Here is a 19,226-nt window from a genome sequence, read left to right as displayed (position 1 = left end):
CCCTTACCCATGACAAACGAAGCGTCGGTGCGACTATTTAGCTCGGCGTGCTCGGCGCCAGCGCAGCGGGATAAATTGCGCCGGGGCTGGTTCGTTCTTGTGCTGTAGGCGCACGTGCATCGACGCGCTGCGCAGCCCACTCAGCGAGAGCGAAAAATGACGAAAAAGAACCTGGTGTATGTGTGGTCCCTGAGAAATGCCGCCGCCGACAAGGCCGGGCAGCCGGTGGCCTACAAGGACCACGAGCGCTATATGAAGTCGGTGCTGGAGTTTCTGGTGGGGTCGCTGAACGACACCCCGTTGGGCGAGGCTTACAACCTGGTCGGCGTGGTCTACGACGATGATGAGCAGAACCCGCGGGACCAGCAGTTGGTCAGCGATTACGGCTTTGCCTATAAGCCGGGCCGCCAATGGCTATATCCGGCGGATCTGCAGGTACAGGGCCGTCTGGTCAACGACCTGCTGTTGAGCGTGCCGTCCACCTATCGCCGCCTGCCGCGCGGCAGTGCGGAACACATCGCCGGCAAGCAGGATTTCGAGCGTCGCCTGCACGACACGCTGGTGGAGTTGAAGGCCGATATCGTGGTGCTGGATGGTTTGCTGGTGATTCTGGATGAGCTGGTGCGGCCGGGCGCGCCGTTCGCGCGGCGGATCATGAACATTCATCCTGGTATCACCCGCATCGAGTCGCCCTATGAGCGTCGTGGTGCCTATGCCACCTGGAATGCCCTCTACGGCGCGCGTGGGCAAACCGTGGTGGATTGGGCGACCAAGGCCACCACGCCGTCAGAACCGCTGTACCTCACCGGCGCGTCGTTCCACTACGTGGACAACGGCATCGACTCTGGCGAAGTGTTCCACGACGTACTGAAAACCGAGATTTCGCCCGAGGACACCATCCTCGAACTGCGCTGGAACAACTTCAACAACAGCCTGTTCCCGGCGTTGCATGAAGGGTTGGAGCTGTTGGCCAAGCAGGCCTGAACATAGGCTGATTGGCACATTCAGATCGAAACTGTGGGAGCGGGCTTGCTCGCGAAGGCGGCGGATCAGTCGATACTGCTGGTGACTGGCACACCGCTTTCGCGAACAAGCCCGCTCCCACATTTGGGCGGCGCCGGCCTTAGGGTTCGCACACGACCTTGAGCTCAATTCCCGCAGTCATTGCTGCAAATTTTTACCTGATATAGGCAAGCCAAATGTGGGAGCTGGCTTGCCTGCGATGACGGCAGGCCGGTTGACATTATTTGCCTGACCGACCGCTATCGCAGGCAAGCCAGCTCCCACACTGGAGCGTGTCCGCTTAAGTTATTGTTCGGTGCACGCAGGCAAAATGTGCGGGCTTGCTCGCGAAGGCGGTGGATCAGTCGATACTGCTGGTGACTGGCACACCGCTTTCGCGAGCAAGCCCGCTCCCACATTTGGGCGGCGCCGGCCTTAGGGTTCGCACACGACCTTGAGCTCAATTCCCGCAGTCATTGCTGCAAATTTTTACCTGATATAGGCAAGCCAAATGTGGGAGCTGGCTTGCCTGCGATGACGGCAGGCCGGTTGACATTATTTGCCTGACCGACCGCTATCGCAGGCAAGCCAGCTCCCACACTGGAGAGTGTCCGCTTCGGTTATTGATCGGTGCACGCAGGCAAAATGTGGGAGCGGGCTTGCTCGCGAAGGCGGCGGATCAGTCGATATTGCTGGTGACTGGCACACCGCTTTCGCGAGCAAGCCCGCTCCCACAATTGGAAGGGGTTGCGCTTAGAGCTCGCGCACTACCCGAAAGCCAATCCAGTCGCCGCGTGTCTGCGGGTAGATATTGTTGCGGTTACCCGAGCGTGAAAATACCGGCGCTTCGCCCCAGTCGTTGCCGCGAATCTGGTAGCTCTCGCAGTTCGGTTCCACCCAGGCGCTGCCGTCGGTGGGTGCGCCGATGTAGTTGGGGTGTTCGCAGTCGGCAACTCGCTCGTAAACATTGCCATGCATGTCGTACATGCCAAACGCATTCGGCGGGTAGCTGCCCACCGGCGATGAGTAGCTGTAGCCATCGGCCGGGCCGTAGGTGTTGGCATGTTCGGCGATGCTGTAACCCTTGCCTTCATCGAAAGGGAAAGGGAAGGGCCCGGTCGAGCCGGCGCGGGCCGCATATTCACGCTGCGCTTCGCTGACCATCTGGTATTTCTGCCCGGTCTTTTTCGACAGCCAGGCCACGTAGTTCTTGATGTCGTCCATGTCCATGCACACCGCCGGCTGGCGTGGGCCTTGCGGGTAGCGCGGCTTGCTGGCGATGCATTCGCGGCCTGGGCGGTCGTCGCCATTGGCGATCTTGACCCCGGTCTGGCGCACATAGCTGTCCCATTCGCCGGCCGTGATGTGAAAGCGGCTCATGGCAAAGGGCTTGGCGAAGGTCACCTCATGCATCGGGCCTTCATCGGGCTCACGGCCGACTTCGTCTTCCGGAGTGCCCATGGTAAAGGTGCCGGCAGGCAGCACCACCATTTCCGGGCAGTCCTTGCAGTCCTTGAATACTTTGCCCGGCTGCACAGTGGCGGCCTGGGCCAGGCCGGGCAACAGCGCGCCGCACAGGGCGGTCAGCGCCAGGGCTGTGAGGGGCTTGAGTCGGGATGGAGTCATTGGGGCATCTCGTTCAAAGGAAAAAATAGCCGTCACAACCGTTGGCTCAGCAAGGTCATGAAGCGCTGGATCTCATCTGAGCTGTTAAGCAGGCCGGGCGAGGTGCGAATCACTGGGCCGACGTCGCGGTCCACGGCATCGATCACCACGCGGTTTTTCATCATGTGGGCCACCACGGCTTCACTGTCCTGGTCCTTGACGCGGAAGAAGGTAAAGCCTGCCGACAGCTCGGGGCTGCGCGGCGTGACCAGTTCGATCTGCGGGTGGGCCAGCAGTTGGTCTTTGAGCTCAGTGTTAAGTGCATGAATACGCGCCTGCACCGGCGCCTTGCCCAGCTGCAGGTGCAGCTTGAAGGCCTCGTCGGCGGCCCAGCGATGCTCGAAGGCGTGGTAGCCGCCGGGCGTCATGGTGGTGGCGAAATTGGTGTCCTCGGAGAACGTCGGCACCATCGGCGTGACGTATGTGTTCTGGCTTTCGCGGGCGCAGACAAGGCCCGTGCCGCGCGGGCCGAACATCCATTTGTGGGTGCCGGCGATAAAGAAGTCGCAGTGCATGGCCGGGAAGTCGAGGTTTTCCACGCCAAAGCCGTGCACGCCGTCGACCACGTAGAGAATGCGGTCCTGCTCGTCACGGTTGCGGTTGAGTTCTTCAACCAGCTTGCCGATCTCACCGATGGGCAGCTTCACGCCACTGCCGGACTGCACCCAGGTCATGCCCAGCACGCGGGTGTTGGGGCGGATGTTGCGCTTGATATTGCCCAGCACTTCGTCGCTGGAGGCCTGGCTGGCCTGCTCGAACAAGCGGATGCGGCGCACCTGCGTGCCTTGCCGGGCGACGCGAAAATCCAGCACGTTCTGCGTGGCGTAGTGTTCGTGTTCGGTAGTGAGAATTTCCTGGTCGGGCCGCAGCTTGATGCCGCCGTAGATCATCGCCAGGCCTTCCGAGGTGCTGCCGGTCAGTGCGATTTGTGGTGGCGTGGCATTCAGATAGCGGCCGGCCCATTCGCGCACCTGGCCTTCACGTTTCCAGGTTTCCTCAAGGCCCCAGTCCATCGCCAGGCCGGGGTTATGGTCGATCTGCTGGCGGTAGCGGTCAATCGCGTCGCGCACAGGTTTGGGGTGTGAAGTCACCAGGAAATTGGAAAAATGCAGGTAGTTCGGGTCCTGGGTGAACAGCTGTTTGAACCCCGTCCATGGGTCGTTCGCAGCAGGTGCCGGATTGGCCGCCAAGGCCTGCGGGAGGAGGGCGGCACCCAGCGGCAGGCTGGCGGCGAATACGCCGGCCTGCTTGAGAAATGTACGGCGGTCGGTCATGGACTTGCTTCTGATTGATTAGCGGTTGGCCAATGGCTTGGCGGCTTTTTGTACCTGGTCCCACACGCGCAGGAAGTTGCCTCCCCACAGCTTGGCGATATCGGCTTCGGAATAACCACGCTGGATCAGCTCGGCAGTGACGTTGCGCACCTCGCCGACGTTCTCCCAGCCCTGGATGCCGCCGCCGTCGTTGAAGTCCGACGAGATACCGACATGATCAATGCCGATCTTGCGCACGGTGTAGTCGATGGCATCGCCCCAATCCTTGAGGGTGGCCTTGGGTTCTTCTTCGAGAATGGCGTACAGCGCGCTGGCGTACTGGCCGAACTTCTGCTCGGACCAGGCGGCGATAATCGCGTCGCCGGGCATCAAGGCCATGGCCAGGTTAGGCAGCGGCGGCAAATCGAAACGCGTACGCAGGGCGTTGAGTTTGTCCTGGGTCGGCTGGCTCAACGGGCGCAAATACGCAGGAAAGCCCACCACCTGCACCACGCCGCCGCTGTTCTTGATCAGTTGCAGTTCTTTGTCGCTGAGGTTGCGCGGGATATCCACCGAGGCGCGCGGCGCCGAGTGCGAGGCCACCATCGGCGTGCGGCTCAACTGCGCCACTTGTTCCAGCGCCTTGGTCGACATTTGCGACACGTCGATGATCACGCCTAGGTCATTGAGGCGATGCACCGCTTGCTGGCCGATGGGCGACAGCCCTTCGAGGGCGTCGGTGCTGTCATTGAAAAATGGCAGCGGGCGCGACGAGTCAGACCAGGCGTTGTTGCCGATATAGCTGAAGCCGAACATGCGCATGCCGCGCGCCGCCCACAGGTCCAACTGGTTCAGGTCGTTGCCCAGCGGGTAGGCGTTGAGCATGCTGATAAACACCGCAAACTTGCCCTCGCCATGCAGGCGGCGCATATCGTCCGGGGTGTAGGCAATGCCGACCTGGTTGGGAAAGTCGCGGACCATGCCGGAGATGATCTTGTAGCGCACTTCCTGCTCGTGACGGGCCTCCTCGACAAACCCCTCGGTGGGTTTGTGCGGGGCGTTGGGGCCGTTCCAGATTTCCGGCCAGCCGAAAATCGTCAGGGCCGCGCCCGACAAGCGCCCTCGCGCAGCCTTGGCCAGATCGAACTGGCCGCTGCCGTCTTTATCGGCCTCATTGCCGGCGGTGCCGAAATCCATCGGCACAGTGATATGGCTGTCGAACGACAGCAGGCGGTCCTGCATTTCATTGGCCTGCTTGATCACCTCCAGCGGGTAACCCGCATTGCCCCGGAACCAATAGTCCCAGGCCAGGAAGCCCGCCCCGGCGCCGATCGCCAATGCCAGTGGCAGGCCGATATACAGCGCCTTTTTCGAACGTGGTTTTGTCATTGCCATCTCAGTCAGTTGAGGCCTTTGCTATCAGGGAAGAACGAGCCATGGCGGGGGAAATTTAGGCCTGGGCGGCGCGCCGGTAAATTTCTTCGAGCCGCCAACGTTCTAGCTCTGATTAAGCCGTTTCCTAAGGTAGACAATGACGATCTCTCGACGTGGGTTCATCGCAGGCCTGGCGCTGACAGGCGCCGCCGTGCCCGCGGCCTTTTATGCCCATCGCGAGCTGACGCGTGAAGAAGAATTCCCCATCACCCCGGGCGAGGCCACGGTGGATCTGGCTGACACGGCGGGCCAGCATTTGGCGAATATCCTGCGCGGTGTGTGGAGCCTGCGTCTGGAAGGCCGCGATGCCGGCCTGAAAGGCTTGCCGCTGCACGGCCTGGAATTGCTGCTGGATATCGCCCCGCGCGGGCGCGGCTTGCGCGGCTACCTGGACACCGCCGAAAACCTGCGGGGCGAAGGTGAGCCGCGCTACCGCGTGCTCGGTGACCTGCTGAGCGGTGACGGCGCGTTGCTCTACTGGCGGCTGATCGACCGCGACGCCGCCAACGGCGCACCGGCTTATGAATTCAAGATGACCCTCGACGAAGTCTGGGCCGACTTCGCCAATGCCGGCAGCAGCACGCTCAGCGGGCAGATCCTCAACCTCGATCGCCCCCTGGCGTTGACCGAACGTGACAACCGCTTTGTCGCCCACAAACAGCTGTTTCCCGAAGCCCGGCAACGCATCGGCCTTAATCCGACGCTGCTGGCCTGGCTGATTTCACCCGAACACCGCCTGTTTCACCAGCTCTGGCACGCCACGCGTGATCAGTGGCACAAGCTCTCGGAAGAAAAACGTGACGCCCTGCGCGGCATTGGCTGGCAGCCCGGGCCGCGCGGCCAGGAGCGCGACGCCCGTGGCAAGCGCAAGGACCGCAACGGTTCGGGGATCGATTTTTTCTTCATGCACCGCCATATGCTCGGCACTGCACGCTCGATGCAAGATTTGCCCTCGTGGCCGCAGTTCCCAGAGCCGCAGCCGGCCCTGGAGCGTGATCGCCTGGGCTTTGTGCGTTACTTCGACAACCATGACGGCTTTGCCCTGCCGCCCAGTTGGTCGGCGCCGGATGACGCCGATTACACCCAATGGGTCGGCGATATCAAGGCCGCCCAGACGTATCACAGCAACTTCCAGGTCTGGGAATCCCAGTACCGCGACCCGCGTTACCTGGCCAAACTGACCCTCGGGCAACTCGGTTCCGAGATGGAACTGGGCCTGCACGACTGGCTGCACATGCGCTGGGCCTCGGTGCCCCGCGACCCGTCCAATGGCGCGCCGGTGCCGTTCGCCCGCGACCCGTCGGACTTTGCCGCGCGCTGGTACGCGGCCGAGAACGACTTTCTTGGCGACCCGTTTTCATCCCATGTAAACCCGGTGTTCTGGCACTTCCACGGCTGGATCGATGACCGTGTCGAGGATTGGTTTCGCGCCCATGAGCGCTTTAATCCAGGCGAGGTCAGCCGGCTTGAGGTCAATGGCGTGAACTGGTTCGCCCAGGGGCGCTGGGTGGAAGTGGGCGATCCGTGGCTGGGGCCGGATACCCATGGCTGCAGCACCACGCCGGGCTTGCAGATGGGCCGGTCGATGGAAATGGACCCGGAGACCATGAAGCTGGCGCTACGGATTACGTTTGCTGCTGAAGATGAGGGGTTGCAGGCGTTGTTCAAACGTGTGCCGAGACGGCCCTGGTATGCGCGGCACTTGAAGGTCAAGTAACGCCGGGGACGTTTGGCCACAGGTCCGCCACCAGGAACAGGCGTTCGGCTTCTTCCCAATCTTCGCCATTGCGAACCAGCCGCACCAGTAGCTGCGCGGGCGCCATGGGGTCCAATTCCGCCAGCCAGCCGTGCATCTGTTCCTCACTCCACACCTCAACCGGTGCGTAATGCGCCGGCGCCAGCCAGGCGTGGCGGGGCAGGGGTTGCCAGCGCCCTGACGGGCTGCCACGCACGAACGCCGGCCAATCGCGCTGGTGCAGCCAGCGCCCACGCAAATGCTGGGGATGGGCGCCGTGGGGTGGTTCCGCCTCGCCGGGCCAGGGGTAGAGCAAATACCCGCCAAGCCACAAATGCGCATCAAACTGCTGGATATCCAGCGCTGCCAGTGCTTCGCGGCTTTCGGCGCGTGCCGAGATCGGCAATTGGTGCTGGGCCAGGTGCGCCAGCTTGCGATCCAGCCGGTCATGGCAGCCGGGGCCCAGCCATTGCGCCGCGTCCTGACCGTTACCGTCCTGCGGCCCCAGATAGAGTTTGATCGCCAGTTCCAAATGGTGCACGCCGTCGCGGTCGCGCAGCAGCATGTCCAGCTCGCCCAGGGTGTGCCCGGCGCGGCGGATCGGCAGGTTGGCGGCCAGCAATTCAACGCCCGGCGCGTGCTGCACGGCAAATTGCCACAGGCGCTCGTAATACAAGCCCAGGCGCCGGGTGCGGGCAAGGCTTAGCCAATGCTGCAAGGCGCTGCTGTCTTGATCGAGCGCGCGCAACCATTGTTCCAGCCGATGCGGTGCCTGCACCCAGTCACTGCCCGCCAGCGGGTGGCGCTGCGGCCAGGGCGTTTGCGCGAGCATCGGCGGGGCGAGCATCACCCACGCCAAGTCGCGCACTTCGGGGTGGCGCAGTTGGCGGGGCAGGTTGTGCAAATCCGGGAACACAGTCATGGTCCGAGCATAGCCTTTTAACCGCCGCGCAGGTGGCTGAGAACCATTGTCATCAAGGGTTCACGGCGACAAAGGATTTTGCCTGACGCGGCCTTTCGCCCATAATCGTTGTTTTTCGCCACACCCCAACCCCGCAGGAGCCCCATGGAGCAATTTCGCAATATCGGCATTATCGGTCGCCTGGGCAGTACCCAGGTGCTGGACACCGTCCGCCGACTGAAAAAGTTTCTGCTCGAGCGCCACCTGCACGTGATCCTCGAAGACACCATCGCCGAAATCCTGCCGGGCCACGGCTTGCAAACCTCGTCGCGCAAGATGCTCGGCGAAGTCTGCGACATGGTCATCGTGGTCGGCGGTGACGGCAGCCTGCTGGGTGCGGCCAGGGCCCTGGCGCGGCACAACGTGCCGGTGCTGGGGATCAACCGGGGCAGCCTGGGGTTCCTCACCGATATCCGCCCCGATGACCTGGAAGTCGAAGTGGCCAAGGTGCTCGACGGCCATTACCTGGTGGAAAACCGCTTCCTGCTGCAGGCCGAAGTGCGCCGCCACGGCGAAGCCATCGGCCAGGGCGATGCACTCAACGATGTCGTGCTGCACCCCGGCAAGTCCACGCGGATGATCGAGTTCGAGCTGTATATCGACGGCCAGTTCGTGTGCAGCCAGAAGGCCGACGGCCTGATCGTCGCCACGCCGACCGGTTCCACGGCCTACGCGCTGTCGGCGGGCGGCCCGATCATGCACCCCAAGCTGGATGCCATTGTGATCGTGCCGATGTACCCCCATATGTTGTCCAGCAGGCCAATTGTGGTCGACGGCAACAGTGAGCTGAAAATCGTGGTGTCCAAAGACATGCAGATTTACCCGCAAGTCTCCTGTGACGGGCAGAACCATTTCACCTGTGCCCCCGGTGACACCATCACCGTGAGCAAAAAGGCGCAGAAGTTGCGGTTGATCCACCCGCTGGATCACAACTACTACGAAGTGTGCCGCACCAAGCTGGGCTGGGGCAGCCGCTTGGGGGGTGGAGGCGACTGATGCTCGATCCCGCGCGTAGCTACGACCTGATTGGTGACGTGCACGGTTGCGCCCATACCCTTGAGCACTTGCTCGACCGGCTGGGCTACCAGAAACAGGGCGGCACCTGGCGCCATCCGACGCGAATGGCGGTGTTCCTCGGCGATATCATCGACCGTGGCCCGCGCATTCGCGAAGCGCTGCACATCGTCCACGACATGGCCGAAGCCGGCCAGGCGCTGTGCATCATGGGTAACCACGAGTTCAACGCGCTGGGCTGGACCACGCCGGCGCCGCCGGGCAGTGGCAAGCAGTTCGTGCGCGAACACAACCCACGCCACGCGCGGTTGATCCACGAAACCCTGACCCAGTTCGAGCACCACCCGGCCGACTGGCATGACTTTCTCGGCTGGTTCTACGACATGCCGTTGTTTGTCGACGCCGGGCGTTTCCGCGTGGTGCACGCGTGCTGGGATGACGGGTTTATCGCGCCGTTGCGCGCCACCTTCCCGGATGGCTGCATCGACCAGCACTTCCTGCAGGCCGCCGCCGTGCCCGGCAGTTTTGCCTGCAACGCCTTCGACCGCCTGCTGCGCGGCACCGACATGCGCCTGCCGGACGGCCTGACGCTGACCGGTGGCGATGGCCTGACGCGCTCGTTCTTTCGCACCAAATTCTGGGAAGACGACCCGAAGACCTACGGCGACATTGTGTTCCAGCCCGATGCACTGCCGGAGCCGGTGGCGCGTACGCCGCTGTCGTCGACTGAAAAAAATTCCCTGCTGCGTTATGGCGTCGACGAACCGTTGTTGTTCGTCGGCCATTACTGGCGCAGCGGCAAACCCGCGCCGATTCGCGAGAACCTGGCTTGCCTGGATTACAGCGCCGTGCTGTACGGCAAGCTGGTGGCGTATCGGCTGGATCAGGAAACCCAGCTGGATCCGCGTAAATTTGTATGGGTCGACGTTGAGCGCCCTGAGGTTATTTCATGAGCACCGTAGCTGTTTTGCGCTTGCCGCTGAGTGTCGACCTGGCGGGTTTCGTCAAGTTGCTGCAACGCATGCAAGTGCCCCATCGTGTCAGCGAAGAGGCCGGCGAGCAGGTGTTGTGGGTGCCCGAGAGCATCAGCGACGACGTGCGCGTGTTGTACCAACGCTTTCCCGCCGGGGACCCAGACCAGCAACTGGACATCCCCGAGCAGGCGCCCGTTACGCGTCCCAGCTTTGTTCAGCAGGTACGCCACAGCCCGGTGACGGCGCTGGTGCTGCTGGCGAGCATCATTGTCGGCGCGGTGACCTTGCTGGGTGAAAACCTGCAAACCATGAGCTGGCTGACGTTTCTGCCGTTCCATGTGGCGGGCGAGTACCTCCAGTTCACGCCATTTGCCGAGACTATGGCGTCGGGGCAATGGTGGCGGTTGGTCACGCCGATGCTGATCCACTTCGGCATCCTGCATTTGGCCATGAACGGCATGTGGTACTGGGAACTCGGCCGGCGCATTGAAGTGCGCCAGGGCAGTATCAACCTGCTGGGCCTGACCCTGTTGTTCAGCCTGGTTTCCAATTACGCGCAATACGCTTATGGCGGCCCGAGCCTGTTTGGCGGCCTGTCCGGTGTGTTGTATGGCTTGCTTGGGCATTGCTGGATTTTCCAGTTGCTTTCGCCCAACCCGGCTTATCGCCTGCCACGTGGGGTGCTGGCGATGATGCTGATATGGCTTGTGCTCTGCATGTCGGGGCTGATCTCGATGATCGGTTTCGGCGAAATCGCCAACGCGGCTCATCTGAGCGGCTTGGTCATCGGTTGCCTGACGGGTTTGCTGGGTGGGTTGTACAACCGCCGCAAAGCCTCCATTTGATAAGGAAGAGCCTAATGTCCTCTTTTGCTGAAATGATCGAAAACATCACCCCGGACATCTACGAGAGCCTCAAGCTGGCCGTGGAAATCGGCAAGTGGTCCGATGGCCGCAAGCTCACCGCCGAGCAGCGCGAGCTGTCGCTGCAAGCGGTGATTGCCTGGGAAATCCAGAACCTGCCGGAAGAGCAGCGCACCGGCTACATGGGCCCGCAGGAATGCGCGTCCAAATCGGCGCCGGTGCCGAATATCCTGTTCAAGTCGGATGCGATCCATTGATTGAAATTGGTCGCGGTGCAGTCAGCAAAATGTCGGCGCAACTCGGTGAGCCGACTGTTCAATACGCGTTTCGTCTAGGCGATACCGAGGTGCCGGTCAACCCATTGATCGGTACTCACGTGCGTCTGGAGTTCCTCGGTGCCATCCATTGCAGCCATTGCGGCCGCAAGACCAAGACCAGTTTCAGCCAGGGTTACTGCTACCCGTGTATGACCAAACTGGCCCAGTGTGACCTGTGCATCATGAGCCCCGAGCGTTGCCATTACGACGCCGGCACCTGCCGTGACCCGGGTTGGGGCGAGCAGTTCTGCATGACCGACCACGTGGTTTACCTGGCCAATTCGTCGGGCATCAAGGTCGGCATCACCCGTGCCACCCAGTTGCCGACCCGCTGGCTTGACCAGGGCGCCAGCCAGGCGTTGCCGATCATGCGCGTCGCGACTCGCCAGCAATCCGGCTTCGTCGAAGACCTGTTCCGCAGCCAGGTGGCGGACAAGACCAACTGGCGCGCATTGCTCAAGGGCGACGCGCAATCGGTGGACCTCAAGCAGGTGCGCGATGCGCTGTTCGCCTCCTGCGCCGAAGGCTTGTTGAGTTTGCAGGAACGCTTTGGCCTGCAGGCCATCCAACCGGTAACCGACCTCGAACCGCTCGAAATCCGCTACCCGGTGGAGCAGTATCCCACCAAGATTGTCAGCTTCAACCTGGACAAGAACCCAATTGCCGAAGGCACGCTCCTGGGGATCAAGGGCCAATACCTGATCTTCGACACCGGCGTTATCAACATTCGTAAGTACACGGCCTATCAGCTCGCCGTGCATCAGTAGAAGGATGCCACCCATGCGCACCGAACAACCGAAGATGATTTACCTGAAGGACTATCAGGCGCCGGACTACCTGATCGAAGAAACGCACCTGACCTTCGAGTTGTTCGAGGACCACAGCCTGGTCCACGCGCAACTGGTGATGCGCCGCAACCCTGAGCGTGGCCCCGGCCTGCCGCCGCTGGTGCTCGATGGCCAGCAGCTTGAACTGCTGACCGTCAACCTGGGCGACCGCGAACTGAGCGAAGCCGACTACCAGTTGACCGACAGCCACCTGACCCTGCACCCGACCAGCGAGACCTTCACGGTCGACACCAGCGTGCGCATCCACCCGGAAACCAACACCGCGCTGGAAGGGTTGTACAAATCCAGCGGCATGTTCTGCACCCAGTGCGAGGCCGAAGGTTTCCGCAAGATCACCTATTACCTCGACCGCCCGGACGTGATGAGCACCTTCACCACCACGGTGATCGCCGAGCAACACAGCTACCCGGTGCTGCTGTCCAACGGCAACCCGATTGCCAGCGGCCCCGGCGAAGACGGCCGCCACTGGGCGACCTGGGAAGACCCGTTCAAGAAACCCGCTTACCTGTTCGCGCTGGTGGCCGGTGATTTGTGGTGCGTTGAAGACACCTTCACCACCATGACCGAGCGCACCGTGGCGCTGCGCATCTACGTCGAGCCGGAAAACATCGACAAGTGCCAGCACGCCATGAACAGCCTGAAAAAGTCCATGCGTTGGGACGAAGAGACCTACGGCCGCGAGTATGATCTCGACATCTTCATGATCGTCGCAGTGAATGACTTCAACATGGGCGCCATGGAGAACAAGGGCCTCAATATCTTCAACTCCAGCGCCGTGCTGGCCCGCGCCGAAACCGCCACCGACGCCGCGCACCAGCGCGTCGAGGCCATCGTCGCCCACGAATACTTCCACAACTGGTCGGGCAACCGCGTGACCTGCCGCGACTGGTTCCAGCTGTCGCTGAAGGAAGGCTTCACCGTGTTCCGTGATTCGGGTTTTTCCGCCGACATGAACTCGGCCACCGTCAAGCGCATCCAGGACGTGGCCTACCTGCGCACGCACCAGTTCGCCGAAGACGCCGGTCCCATGGCCCACGCGGTGCGCCCGGACAGCTTCATCGAAATCTCCAACTTCTACACCCTGACCGTGTACGAAAAGGGCTCGGAAGTGGTCGGCATGATCCACACCTTGCTCGGCGCCGAAGGCTTCCGTAAAGGCAGCGACCTGTATTTCGAGCGCCACGACGGCCAGGCCGTGACCTGCGACGATTTCATCAAGGCCATGGAAGACGCCAACGGCGCCGACCTGACCCAGTTCAAGCGCTGGTACAGCCAGGCCGGCACGCCACGCCTGGCGGTGAGCGAGTCCTACGACGCCGCCGCCAAGACCTACAGCCTGACCTTCCGCCAGAGCTGCCCGCAAACCCCGGACAAGGTTGAAAAGCTGCCATTCGTGATTCCGGTGGAATTGGGCCTGCTGGACGCCAGGGGCGCCGGCATTGCCTTGCGCCTGGCCGGTGAGGCAGCAGCGGGCGGCACCTCGCGGGTGATCTCGGTGACCGAAGCCGAGCAGACGTTCACCTTCGTCGATATCGCTGAAAAGCCGTTGCCTTCGCTGCTGCGCGGCTTCTCGGCGCCGGTGAAGTTGAGCTTCCCGTACAACCGCGACCAACTGATGTTCCTGATGCAGCACGACAGCGACGGGTTCAACCGTTGGGACGCCGGCCAGCAACTGTCGGTGCAGGTGTTGCAGGAGTTGATTGCTCAGCATCAAGCCGGTCAGCCGTTGAAGCTCGATCAGCGCCTGATCGACGCGTTGCGCACGGTGCTCAGTGATGAAAGCCTGGACCAGGCGATGGTCGCCGAAATGCTCTCGTTGCCAAGCGAAGCCTACCTGACGGAAATCAGTGAAGTGGCGGATGTGGATGCCATCCACGCTGCCCGTGAATTCGCCCGCAAGCAGCTGGCCGACAACCTGTACGAATCGCTGTGGCTGCGTTACCAGGCCAACCGCGAGCTGTCCAAGCAAACCCCTTACGTGGCGGCGGCCGAGCACTTTGCGCGCCGCGCCTTGCAGAACATCGCGCTGTCTTATCTGATGCTCAGCGGCAAGCCTGAAGTGCTGGCGGCAACGCTGGACCAGTTCGACACCAGTGACAACATGACCGAACGCCTGACCGCGCTGGCGGTGCTGGTGAATTCGCCGTTCGAGGCGGAGAAGGCCCAGGCGCTGGCGGTGTTTGCCGAGAACTTCAAAGACAACCCGCTGGTCATGGACCAATGGTTCAGCGTTCAGGCTGGCTGCACGTTGCCGGGCGGGCTGGCACGGGTTAAAGCGTTGATGGAACACCCGGCGTTCAACATCAAGAACCCGAACAAGGTGCGGGCGCTGATCGGCGCGTTTGCCGGTCAGAACCTGATCAACTTCCACGCCGCCGATGGCTCGGGCTACCGTTTCCTCGCCGACCTGGTGATCCAGTTGAACGGCTTCAACCCGCAGATCGCCTCGCGCCAATTGGCGCCACTGACCCGCTGGCGTAAATACGACAGCGCGCGCCAGGCGCTGATGAAGGCAGAGCTGGAGCGCATTCGTGCATCCGGCGAGCTGTCGAGTGATGTGTTCGAGGTGGTCAGCAAAAGCCTTGCGTAAGTTCTGCGTTTAAAAAAAACGGCCTGTTCAGGCCGTTTTTTTTCGTCTCAAATAACCGGAGGGCGAGGGCTGTCCAAGCCGTTATCGATGGGGAAACGCTCGGCGATGATCCCGTGCGGCACACCCAGCGGTATGGCGCTGGCGGTGTCCAGGCGCGCGACGTGCTCGGCCGACAACTCCACGTCCAACGCGCCCAATGTGGCGTCAAACTGCGCGCGGGTGCGTGAGCCGAGGATCGGGATCAGTGCGGTGGTCGAACGGCGGGCCTTTGCCCTTATCCACGCGATGGCGACGTGGGTTGGGCTGGCGTCGAGTTCAGCGGCGACTGCCAGCAGGGTGTCGAGCACGGCGGTTTCGCGCGCGCTGGTTTCCGAGTGGATCAGCATGCCCAGCTTGTTGGCGCGGTTGTCGTCGAGGCTTTCGCGGTACTTGCCGGTGAGGAAGCCACCGCCCAGGGGCGACCACAACGTAGCGCCCAGGCCGAGTGCTTCGGCCATTGGCAGTAGTTCGCGTTCGGCGCTGCGTTCGACCAGGCTGTATTCGACCTGGACGCCAATAATCGGCGCGAAGCTGCGTACTTCGGCCAGCAGGTCAGCGCGGGCAATCCGCCAGGCCGGGAAGTTGGAGAGGCCGGCATAGTGGATTTTACCGGCGCGGACCAGGTCATCGAAGCCGCGCAGAATCTCTTCCATGGGCGTGACGTTGTCGCTCATGTGCGCCCAGAGCAGGTCGATGCGGTCGGTGTTCAAGCGCTTGAGGCTTTCTTCGACGGCGCGCACCAGGTTCTTGCGATTGTTGCCGAGTTTGATCGTACCGGCATCGGACGGCTGAGTGCGCAGGCTGTATTTGCTGGCGACGACCAGGTTGTCGCGCTCGGTGGCGATAAATTCGCCCAGCAGTTTTTCCGCCTGGCCAAACTGGTAGCCGTTGGCGGTGTCGAGGAAGTTGCCACCGGCTTCCAGGTAGCCATCAAAGATCTGCTTGGCTTCCTCGCGCTCGGCGCCATGGCCCCAACCCGTACCGAAATTTCCGGTGCCCAAGGCCAGTTCAGAGACTTGCAGACCGCTGCGGCGGCCAAAGACTTTATTGCGCATAGGAGAACTCCTGACCGTTCGGTTTTATTAAATGTTCAGTAACATGTAAATAATATGATGCCTGTAATGTTTTCGGTCAAGCGGGTTTTTTACTGCTGACGTTTTCTGACAGGAGGCTCTGCTAAGCTGCGGCACTTTTTCCTTTTCGGCGGGATCAACGTGTCGCGTACCACTCGTCTACTGACCTTGCTCCAGGCCCTGCGGGGCAAAAAACGCCCGGTGACTGCCGCCGTGCTGGCCGCACAGTTGGAGGTGTCGGAGCGCACGCTGTACCGCGATATCGCTGAATTGACTGCGTTGGGCGCGCCGATTTTCGGCGAGGCGGGGGTTGGGTATGTGTTGCGCAGTGGCTTGTTTCTGCCGCCGTTGATGCTTAACGCCGAGGAAACCGAGGCCATCGTGCTCGGCTTGCGCTACGTGGATCAGCGTGGCGATGACGTGCTCAGCCGCGCCGCAGCCAATGCCTTGGCAAAGATTGCCGACGTGCTCGATCCCACCGCGCAGGAAGCCTTGCGTAACCCAACGCTGCTGCCGGGCCCGCCGGGGTTTGGCTACCCGGAAAACCGCGTGCCGCTCAACGTGTTTCGCGAGGCCATTCGCAACCAGGCCAAGCTGCATATCGACTACGCAGACGCCAGCCAGACCCAAAGCCAGCGGCTGATCTGGCCCTTGGCGCTGGGCTTTCTGAATGAAGTGCGGGTGATTGTGGCGTGGTGCGAATTGCGCGGTGCCTATCGCACCTTTCGCACCGACCGTGTAGCCGCCGCGAATGCCCAGGGCGACCGTTATCCGGGACGGCGCAGCGACTGGCTGCGGGCTTGGCGCAAGCTGATGGAGCAGAATGAATCCGGGCCCTTTACTCCTGACAAAAACTGACACGTCCCTGGCTTAGCATGGCGCTATACATTACTAAAAAGGAGCTGTGCCATGTCGAGCCTGCCTGAACTGGCCCCGGCCATCGTCGCCTATATCGCTGCGACCAATACCCGCGATACCTCGGCCATCGCCCATTGTTTTGCTGACGATGCCAATGTGTTCGATGAAGGCGAGCATCAAGTCGGTATCGCCGCCATTGCTCGTTGGATGGAAGACACCGGGCGCCGTTATCAGCCGCGGGTCGAAGTGCTGAATGTGCAGCATCGCACCGGCAAGGTGTTGGTCAGCAATGGGGTGTCCGGCAATTTCCCCGGCAGCCCGCTTGAGCTGCGCTACACCTTTCGCCTGAACGAGCAGGGCAAGATTTCACGGCTGGATATCTCCCTGTAAGTCATACTGGCACGCATGACTTTCGACTCGCCTCTCGCCGCTTATCAACACGCCATCGCCCAGCCAGGTTTCGTCGTCGACGACGCCCAGCGCCGGGCGGTGGACGCCTTGCAGCACTGCCACGAAGCCTTGCACCAAGGCCGTTCACCGATCACCGGGGTTTACCTCTGGGGGCCGGTGGGCCGCGGTAAAACCTGGTTGATGGACCAGTTCTACCAGACCCTGCGGGTGCCCGCGCGGCGTCAGCATTTTCATCACTTCATGGGCTGGGTGCACCAGCGTTTGTTCCAGCTCAGCGGCATCCACGACCCGTTGCAGGCCTTGGCCCGTGAGCTCAGCCAGGAAGTGCGGGTGCTGTGTTTCGACGAGCTGTTCGTGAGTGACATTGGTGATGCGATCATTCTCGGTCGCCTGTTCCAGGTGATGTTCGAAGAAGGCGTGGTGATGGTGTGCACCTCGAACCAGCCTCCTGACCAGCTGTATGCCGATGGCTTCAACCGCGAACGCTTCCTGCCGGGCATCGCGGCGATCAAGCAGCATATGCAGGTGGTGGCGGTAGACGGTGAGGAAGATCACCGTTTGCATCCCGGCGCGAGCTTGCAGCGCTATTGGGTGAATCAGCCGGAGGCACTCGGCACGGTGTTCAAACAGCTGAGCGAAGGGCAGGCGGTGAGCAGCGGGCCGGTCAGTGTCGGCCATCGCTCGATTGTGGCGGTACTGTCCAGCGATACGGTGCTTTGGTGTCGCTACTGCGATCTGTGCGAGCAGCCGTTGGCCGCCATGGACTTTATGCTGGTGTGTGATCGCTTCAGCGCTATTTTGTTGGGTGAGGTTCCCAACCTGAGTGCGCAGAAACGCCCCGGTCGTATTGCCCGTGGCACAGAGGATGCCGCCCAGCGCGTGGTGGCCGGTGATCGCGAATTGCCGCAATTGTCGGTGCACGATGACAGTGTGCGGCGCTTCATCGCGCTGGTGGACGAGTGCTACGACCGCAAAGTGCCGTTGTTTATCGAGGCCCGTGTGGCGCTGGAACATCTCTACACCGAAGGCTATCTGGAGTTTGCATTCCGCCGCACCCTGAGCCGATTACAGGAGATGCAACTTCAGCGTTTCGGCGCATAGGACAAATCCCAGGCTGAAGGCGCCTGTTGATGAGCCCAACCTTCGTGCTTTCAGGCAGGCATTTGTAGTTAATCTCCTTCATCCAGGGCCGACTCCGCGCTTACAATCGTCCTCTCAAAGGGAGCCTGTTCCCTTGTTGTCGTTATTGAGGAAGGAAATGGACACCCCTGACATCCTGGTGCTGCAAGCCAGCTACACCAACCCCGTGCATGCCGAGGCGATTGGCCTGGCGCTTAACCATTACGCCGAAGACCCGATGGGCGGCGGTCATACCTTGCCTGCCGACCTGTTGCAGCAATTGCCGGCCGAGTTGGCCAAGCGCCCCCACGCGTTCAGCGTACTGGCGTTCGTCGGTGGCGAGCCGGCAGGTTTGGTTAACTGCTTTGAAGGGTTCTCGACGTTTGCCTGCCGCCCGCTGGTCAACGTTCACGACGTGGTGGTGATGAACCCGTTTCGTGGCCTGGGGTTGAGTCAGAAAATGTTGCAGAAGGTCGAGGAAATCGCGCGCCAGCGAGGTTGCTGCAAGATCACCCTGGAGGTGCTTGAAGGCAATGACGTGGCTCAGGCGGCGTATCGCAAGTTTGGGTTTGATGATTCGATCTTTGACCCGGCCCACGGGCGCATGTTGTTCTGGAGTAAACCGCTTTAATAGTTGCTCTGATTAAACGCAGGGCAAAAAAAAGGCGCCATTAAATGGCGCCAAGTTAGCCTTTACCAACGGAGCGGGATGGCACAGGGTAATGCGGATTAACTAAGTATTAAATCAGCTGTTCGGTTTTTGCTCGGCATCCGGTTGTTCGGTAGTGCGAGGCTTTACAGTCTTGCCATCGGCAATCGCTGTTTTGTCATTCGTGCCGTGTGTCTTTTGCTGCATGAAGGTGAAGTCGTTGTAGAACTGCTTGGAGCGCTCTGAACCGCCCTCTGCAAAGGCGGCAACGGAGGTCACGGTCATCAGGCTGGCGAGCATCAAGGTGGAGAGTTTCATGGCAGTATTCCGATTAAAAGTGAAAGGTGTCCGATCACTCCTTGATCCGGTTCATGGGGCGACTATGGCGGCGTCTTATTAAGTGGGAATTAACGTGGAACCA

At 61.5% G+C, this 19,226-nt stretch carries 18 protein-coding genes; 12 read left to right on the top strand and 6 right to left on the bottom strand.

Going from position 1 to position 19,226, the window contains the following annotated elements:
• The first annotated feature begins 156 nt into the window (after positions 1–156).
• Complete coding sequence (locus L8I05_RS08690) at positions 157–984, top strand: N(5)-hydroxyornithine transformylase PvdF (protein WP_094950653.1); 828 nt, start codon at positions 157–159, stop codon at positions 982–984.
• Positions 985–1,755: 771 nt separating this feature from the next.
• Here the strand turns inward: L8I05_RS08690 and L8I05_RS08685 are convergent.
• From L8I05_RS08685 to pvdM, 3 genes are read right to left on the bottom strand one after another with little or no spacing between them, the layout of a single operon-like run.
• Positions 1,756–2,628 (bottom strand): formylglycine-generating enzyme family protein, encoded by an 873-nt coding sequence (locus L8I05_RS08685; protein ID WP_177015708.1) that lies wholly within the window; start codon positions 2,626–2,628, stop codon positions 1,756–1,758.
• 32 nt (positions 2,629–2,660) lie between these two features.
• Positions 2,661–3,941: an aminotransferase class V-fold PLP-dependent enzyme gene (locus tag L8I05_RS08680; RefSeq protein ID WP_242168286.1), complete on the bottom strand. Its 1,281-nt coding sequence runs from the start codon at positions 3,939–3,941 to the stop codon at positions 2,661–2,663.
• 18 nt (positions 3,942–3,959) lie between these two features.
• The gene (pvdM, locus tag L8I05_RS08675) at positions 3,960–5,309 is read right to left on the bottom strand and encodes a pyoverdine-tailoring dipeptidase-like protein PvdM (RefSeq protein ID WP_242168284.1); all 1,350 of its coding nucleotides are present in this window, start codon (positions 5,307–5,309) and stop codon (positions 3,960–3,962) included.
• 142 nt (positions 5,310–5,451) lie between these two features.
• Here pvdM and L8I05_RS08670 point away from each other — a divergent pair, with 142 nt between their 5' ends.
• The gene (locus L8I05_RS08670; protein WP_242168282.1) at positions 5,452–7,071 is read left to right on the top strand and encodes a PvdJ/PvdD/PvdP-like protein; all 1,620 of its coding nucleotides are present in this window, start codon (positions 5,452–5,454) and stop codon (positions 7,069–7,071) included.
• On the opposite strand, the gene L8I05_RS08665 is transcribed toward L8I05_RS08670, so the two are convergent.
• A complete protein-coding gene (locus tag L8I05_RS08665; RefSeq protein ID WP_242168279.1) occupies positions 7,064–8,011 on the bottom strand; it encodes a DUF1853 family protein in 948 nt (315 codons plus the stop codon). The two genes, L8I05_RS08670 and L8I05_RS08665, sit on opposite strands and share 8 nt — an antisense overlap.
• Before the next feature lie 144 nt (positions 8,012–8,155).
• Here L8I05_RS08665 and L8I05_RS08660 point away from each other — a divergent pair, with 144 nt between their 5' ends.
• The 6 genes from L8I05_RS08660 to pepN are packed head-to-tail and all read left to right on the top strand — an operon-like array spanning position 8,156 to position 14,656.
• Entirely contained in the window at positions 8,156–9,046 is an 891-nt protein-coding gene (locus L8I05_RS08660) for an NAD(+) kinase (protein WP_010210870.1), read from the top strand.
• Positions 9,046–10,017 carry a metallophosphoesterase gene (locus L8I05_RS08655; protein ID WP_242168278.1) on the top strand — a complete coding sequence of 324 codons (972 nt, stop codon included), beginning with the start codon at positions 9,046–9,048 and terminating at the stop codon, positions 10,015–10,017. The genes L8I05_RS08660 and L8I05_RS08655 overlap by 1 nt, the downstream gene beginning before the upstream one ends.
• Positions 10,014–10,883 carry a rhomboid family intramembrane serine protease gene (locus L8I05_RS08650; RefSeq protein WP_242168276.1) on the top strand — a complete coding sequence of 290 codons (870 nt, stop codon included), beginning with the start codon at positions 10,014–10,016 and terminating at the stop codon, positions 10,881–10,883. Before L8I05_RS08655 ends, L8I05_RS08650 begins: the two co-directional genes overlap by 4 nt.
• 14 nt (positions 10,884–10,897) lie before the next feature.
• A complete protein-coding gene (locus tag L8I05_RS08645) occupies positions 10,898–11,158 on the top strand; it encodes a DUF1315 family protein (protein WP_017138108.1) in 261 nt (86 codons plus the stop codon).
• Positions 11,155–11,985 (top strand): DUF2797 domain-containing protein, encoded by an 831-nt coding sequence (locus L8I05_RS08640; RefSeq protein ID WP_242168273.1) that lies wholly within the window; start codon positions 11,155–11,157, stop codon positions 11,983–11,985. Before L8I05_RS08645 ends, L8I05_RS08640 begins: the two co-directional genes overlap by 4 nt.
• A gap of 13 nt (positions 11,986–11,998) precedes the next feature.
• Complete coding sequence (pepN, locus tag L8I05_RS08635; RefSeq protein ID WP_242168271.1) at positions 11,999–14,656, top strand: aminopeptidase N; 2,658 nt, start codon at positions 11,999–12,001, stop codon at positions 14,654–14,656.
• 47 nt (positions 14,657–14,703) lie between these two features.
• Here pepN and L8I05_RS08630 read toward each other — a convergent pair whose 3' ends face one another.
• Positions 14,704–15,750 carry an aldo/keto reductase gene (locus tag L8I05_RS08630; RefSeq protein WP_177015698.1) on the bottom strand — a complete coding sequence of 349 codons (1,047 nt, stop codon included), beginning with the start codon at positions 15,748–15,750 and terminating at the stop codon, positions 14,704–14,706.
• Positions 15,751–15,909: 159 nt separating this feature from the next.
• Between L8I05_RS08630 and L8I05_RS08625 the strand changes: the two genes are divergently transcribed.
• From L8I05_RS08625 to L8I05_RS08610, 4 genes are all read left to right on the top strand, one after another.
• Positions 15,910–16,626: a YafY family protein gene (locus L8I05_RS08625; RefSeq protein WP_177015697.1), complete on the top strand. Its 717-nt coding sequence runs from the start codon at positions 15,910–15,912 to the stop codon at positions 16,624–16,626.
• 51 nt (positions 16,627–16,677) lie between these two features.
• Complete coding sequence (locus tag L8I05_RS08620) at positions 16,678–17,016, top strand: nuclear transport factor 2 family protein (RefSeq protein ID WP_177015696.1); 339 nt, start codon at positions 16,678–16,680, stop codon at positions 17,014–17,016.
• Between the two features lie 15 nt (positions 17,017–17,031).
• Positions 17,032–18,138: a cell division protein ZapE gene (gene zapE, locus L8I05_RS08615; RefSeq protein ID WP_242168269.1), complete on the top strand. Its 1,107-nt coding sequence runs from the start codon at positions 17,032–17,034 to the stop codon at positions 18,136–18,138.
• Positions 18,139–18,295: 157 nt separating this feature from the next.
• The gene (locus tag L8I05_RS08610) at positions 18,296–18,787 is read left to right on the top strand and encodes a GNAT family N-acetyltransferase (protein WP_242168267.1); all 492 of its coding nucleotides are present in this window, start codon (positions 18,296–18,298) and stop codon (positions 18,785–18,787) included.
• Positions 18,788–18,901: 114 nt separating this feature from the next.
• Here the strand turns inward: L8I05_RS08610 and L8I05_RS08605 are convergent, their stop codons facing one another.
• Positions 18,902–19,123, bottom strand: coding sequence for a hypothetical protein (locus L8I05_RS08605; RefSeq protein ID WP_177015693.1), 222 nt, complete (start codon positions 19,121–19,123; stop codon positions 18,902–18,904).
• Positions 19,124–19,226 lie beyond the last annotated feature (103 nt).

Origin of the sequence: Pseudomonas sp. MONT-RG-20F-20-E-7-02 (genome assembly GCF_022662395.1) — a bacterium.
In the GTDB taxonomy this organism is placed as follows: domain Bacteria; phylum Pseudomonadota; class Gammaproteobacteria; order Pseudomonadales; family Pseudomonadaceae; genus Aquipseudomonas.
Note: the sequence above shows the minus strand (reverse complement) of the source record. Positions and strands in the feature narration are given on the sequence as shown.

Coding starts and splice junctions, on each gene's coding strand:
- L8I05_RS08645 (WP_017138108.1), top strand. CDS start 10,898: ATGTCCTCTTTTGCTGAAATGATCGAAAACATCACCCCGGACATCTAC.
- L8I05_RS08665 (WP_242168279.1), bottom strand. CDS start 8,011: ATGACTGTGTTCCCGGATTTGCACAACCTGCCCCGCCAACTGCGCCAC.
- L8I05_RS08685 (WP_177015708.1), bottom strand. CDS start 2,628: ATGACTCCATCCCGACTCAAGCCCCTCACAGCCCTGGCGCTGACCGCC.
- zapE (WP_242168269.1), top strand. CDS start 17,032: ATGACTTTCGACTCGCCTCTCGCCGCTTATCAACACGCCATCGCCCAG.
- L8I05_RS08680 (WP_242168286.1), bottom strand. CDS start 3,941: ATGACCGACCGCCGTACATTTCTCAAGCAGGCCGGCGTATTCGCCGCC.
- L8I05_RS08670 (WP_242168282.1), top strand. CDS start 5,452: ATGACGATCTCTCGACGTGGGTTCATCGCAGGCCTGGCGCTGACAGGC.
- L8I05_RS08630 (WP_177015698.1), bottom strand. CDS start 15,750: ATGCGCAATAAAGTCTTTGGCCGCCGCAGCGGTCTGCAAGTCTCTGAA.
- L8I05_RS08660 (WP_010210870.1), top strand. CDS start 8,156: ATGGAGCAATTTCGCAATATCGGCATTATCGGTCGCCTGGGCAGTACC.
- L8I05_RS08620 (WP_177015696.1), top strand. CDS start 16,678: ATGTCGAGCCTGCCTGAACTGGCCCCGGCCATCGTCGCCTATATCGCT.
- pepN (WP_242168271.1), top strand. CDS start 11,999: ATGCGCACCGAACAACCGAAGATGATTTACCTGAAGGACTATCAGGCG.
- L8I05_RS08655 (WP_242168278.1), top strand. CDS start 9,046: ATGCTCGATCCCGCGCGTAGCTACGACCTGATTGGTGACGTGCACGGT.
- L8I05_RS08650 (WP_242168276.1), top strand. CDS start 10,014: ATGAGCACCGTAGCTGTTTTGCGCTTGCCGCTGAGTGTCGACCTGGCG.
- L8I05_RS08690 (WP_094950653.1), top strand. CDS start 157: ATGACGAAAAAGAACCTGGTGTATGTGTGGTCCCTGAGAAATGCCGCC.
- L8I05_RS08610 (WP_242168267.1), top strand. CDS start 18,296: ATGGACACCCCTGACATCCTGGTGCTGCAAGCCAGCTACACCAACCCC.
- L8I05_RS08605 (WP_177015693.1), bottom strand. CDS start 19,123: ATGAAACTCTCCACCTTGATGCTCGCCAGCCTGATGACCGTGACCTCC.
- pvdM (WP_242168284.1), bottom strand. CDS start 5,309: ATGACAAAACCACGTTCGAAAAAGGCGCTGTATATCGGCCTGCCACTG.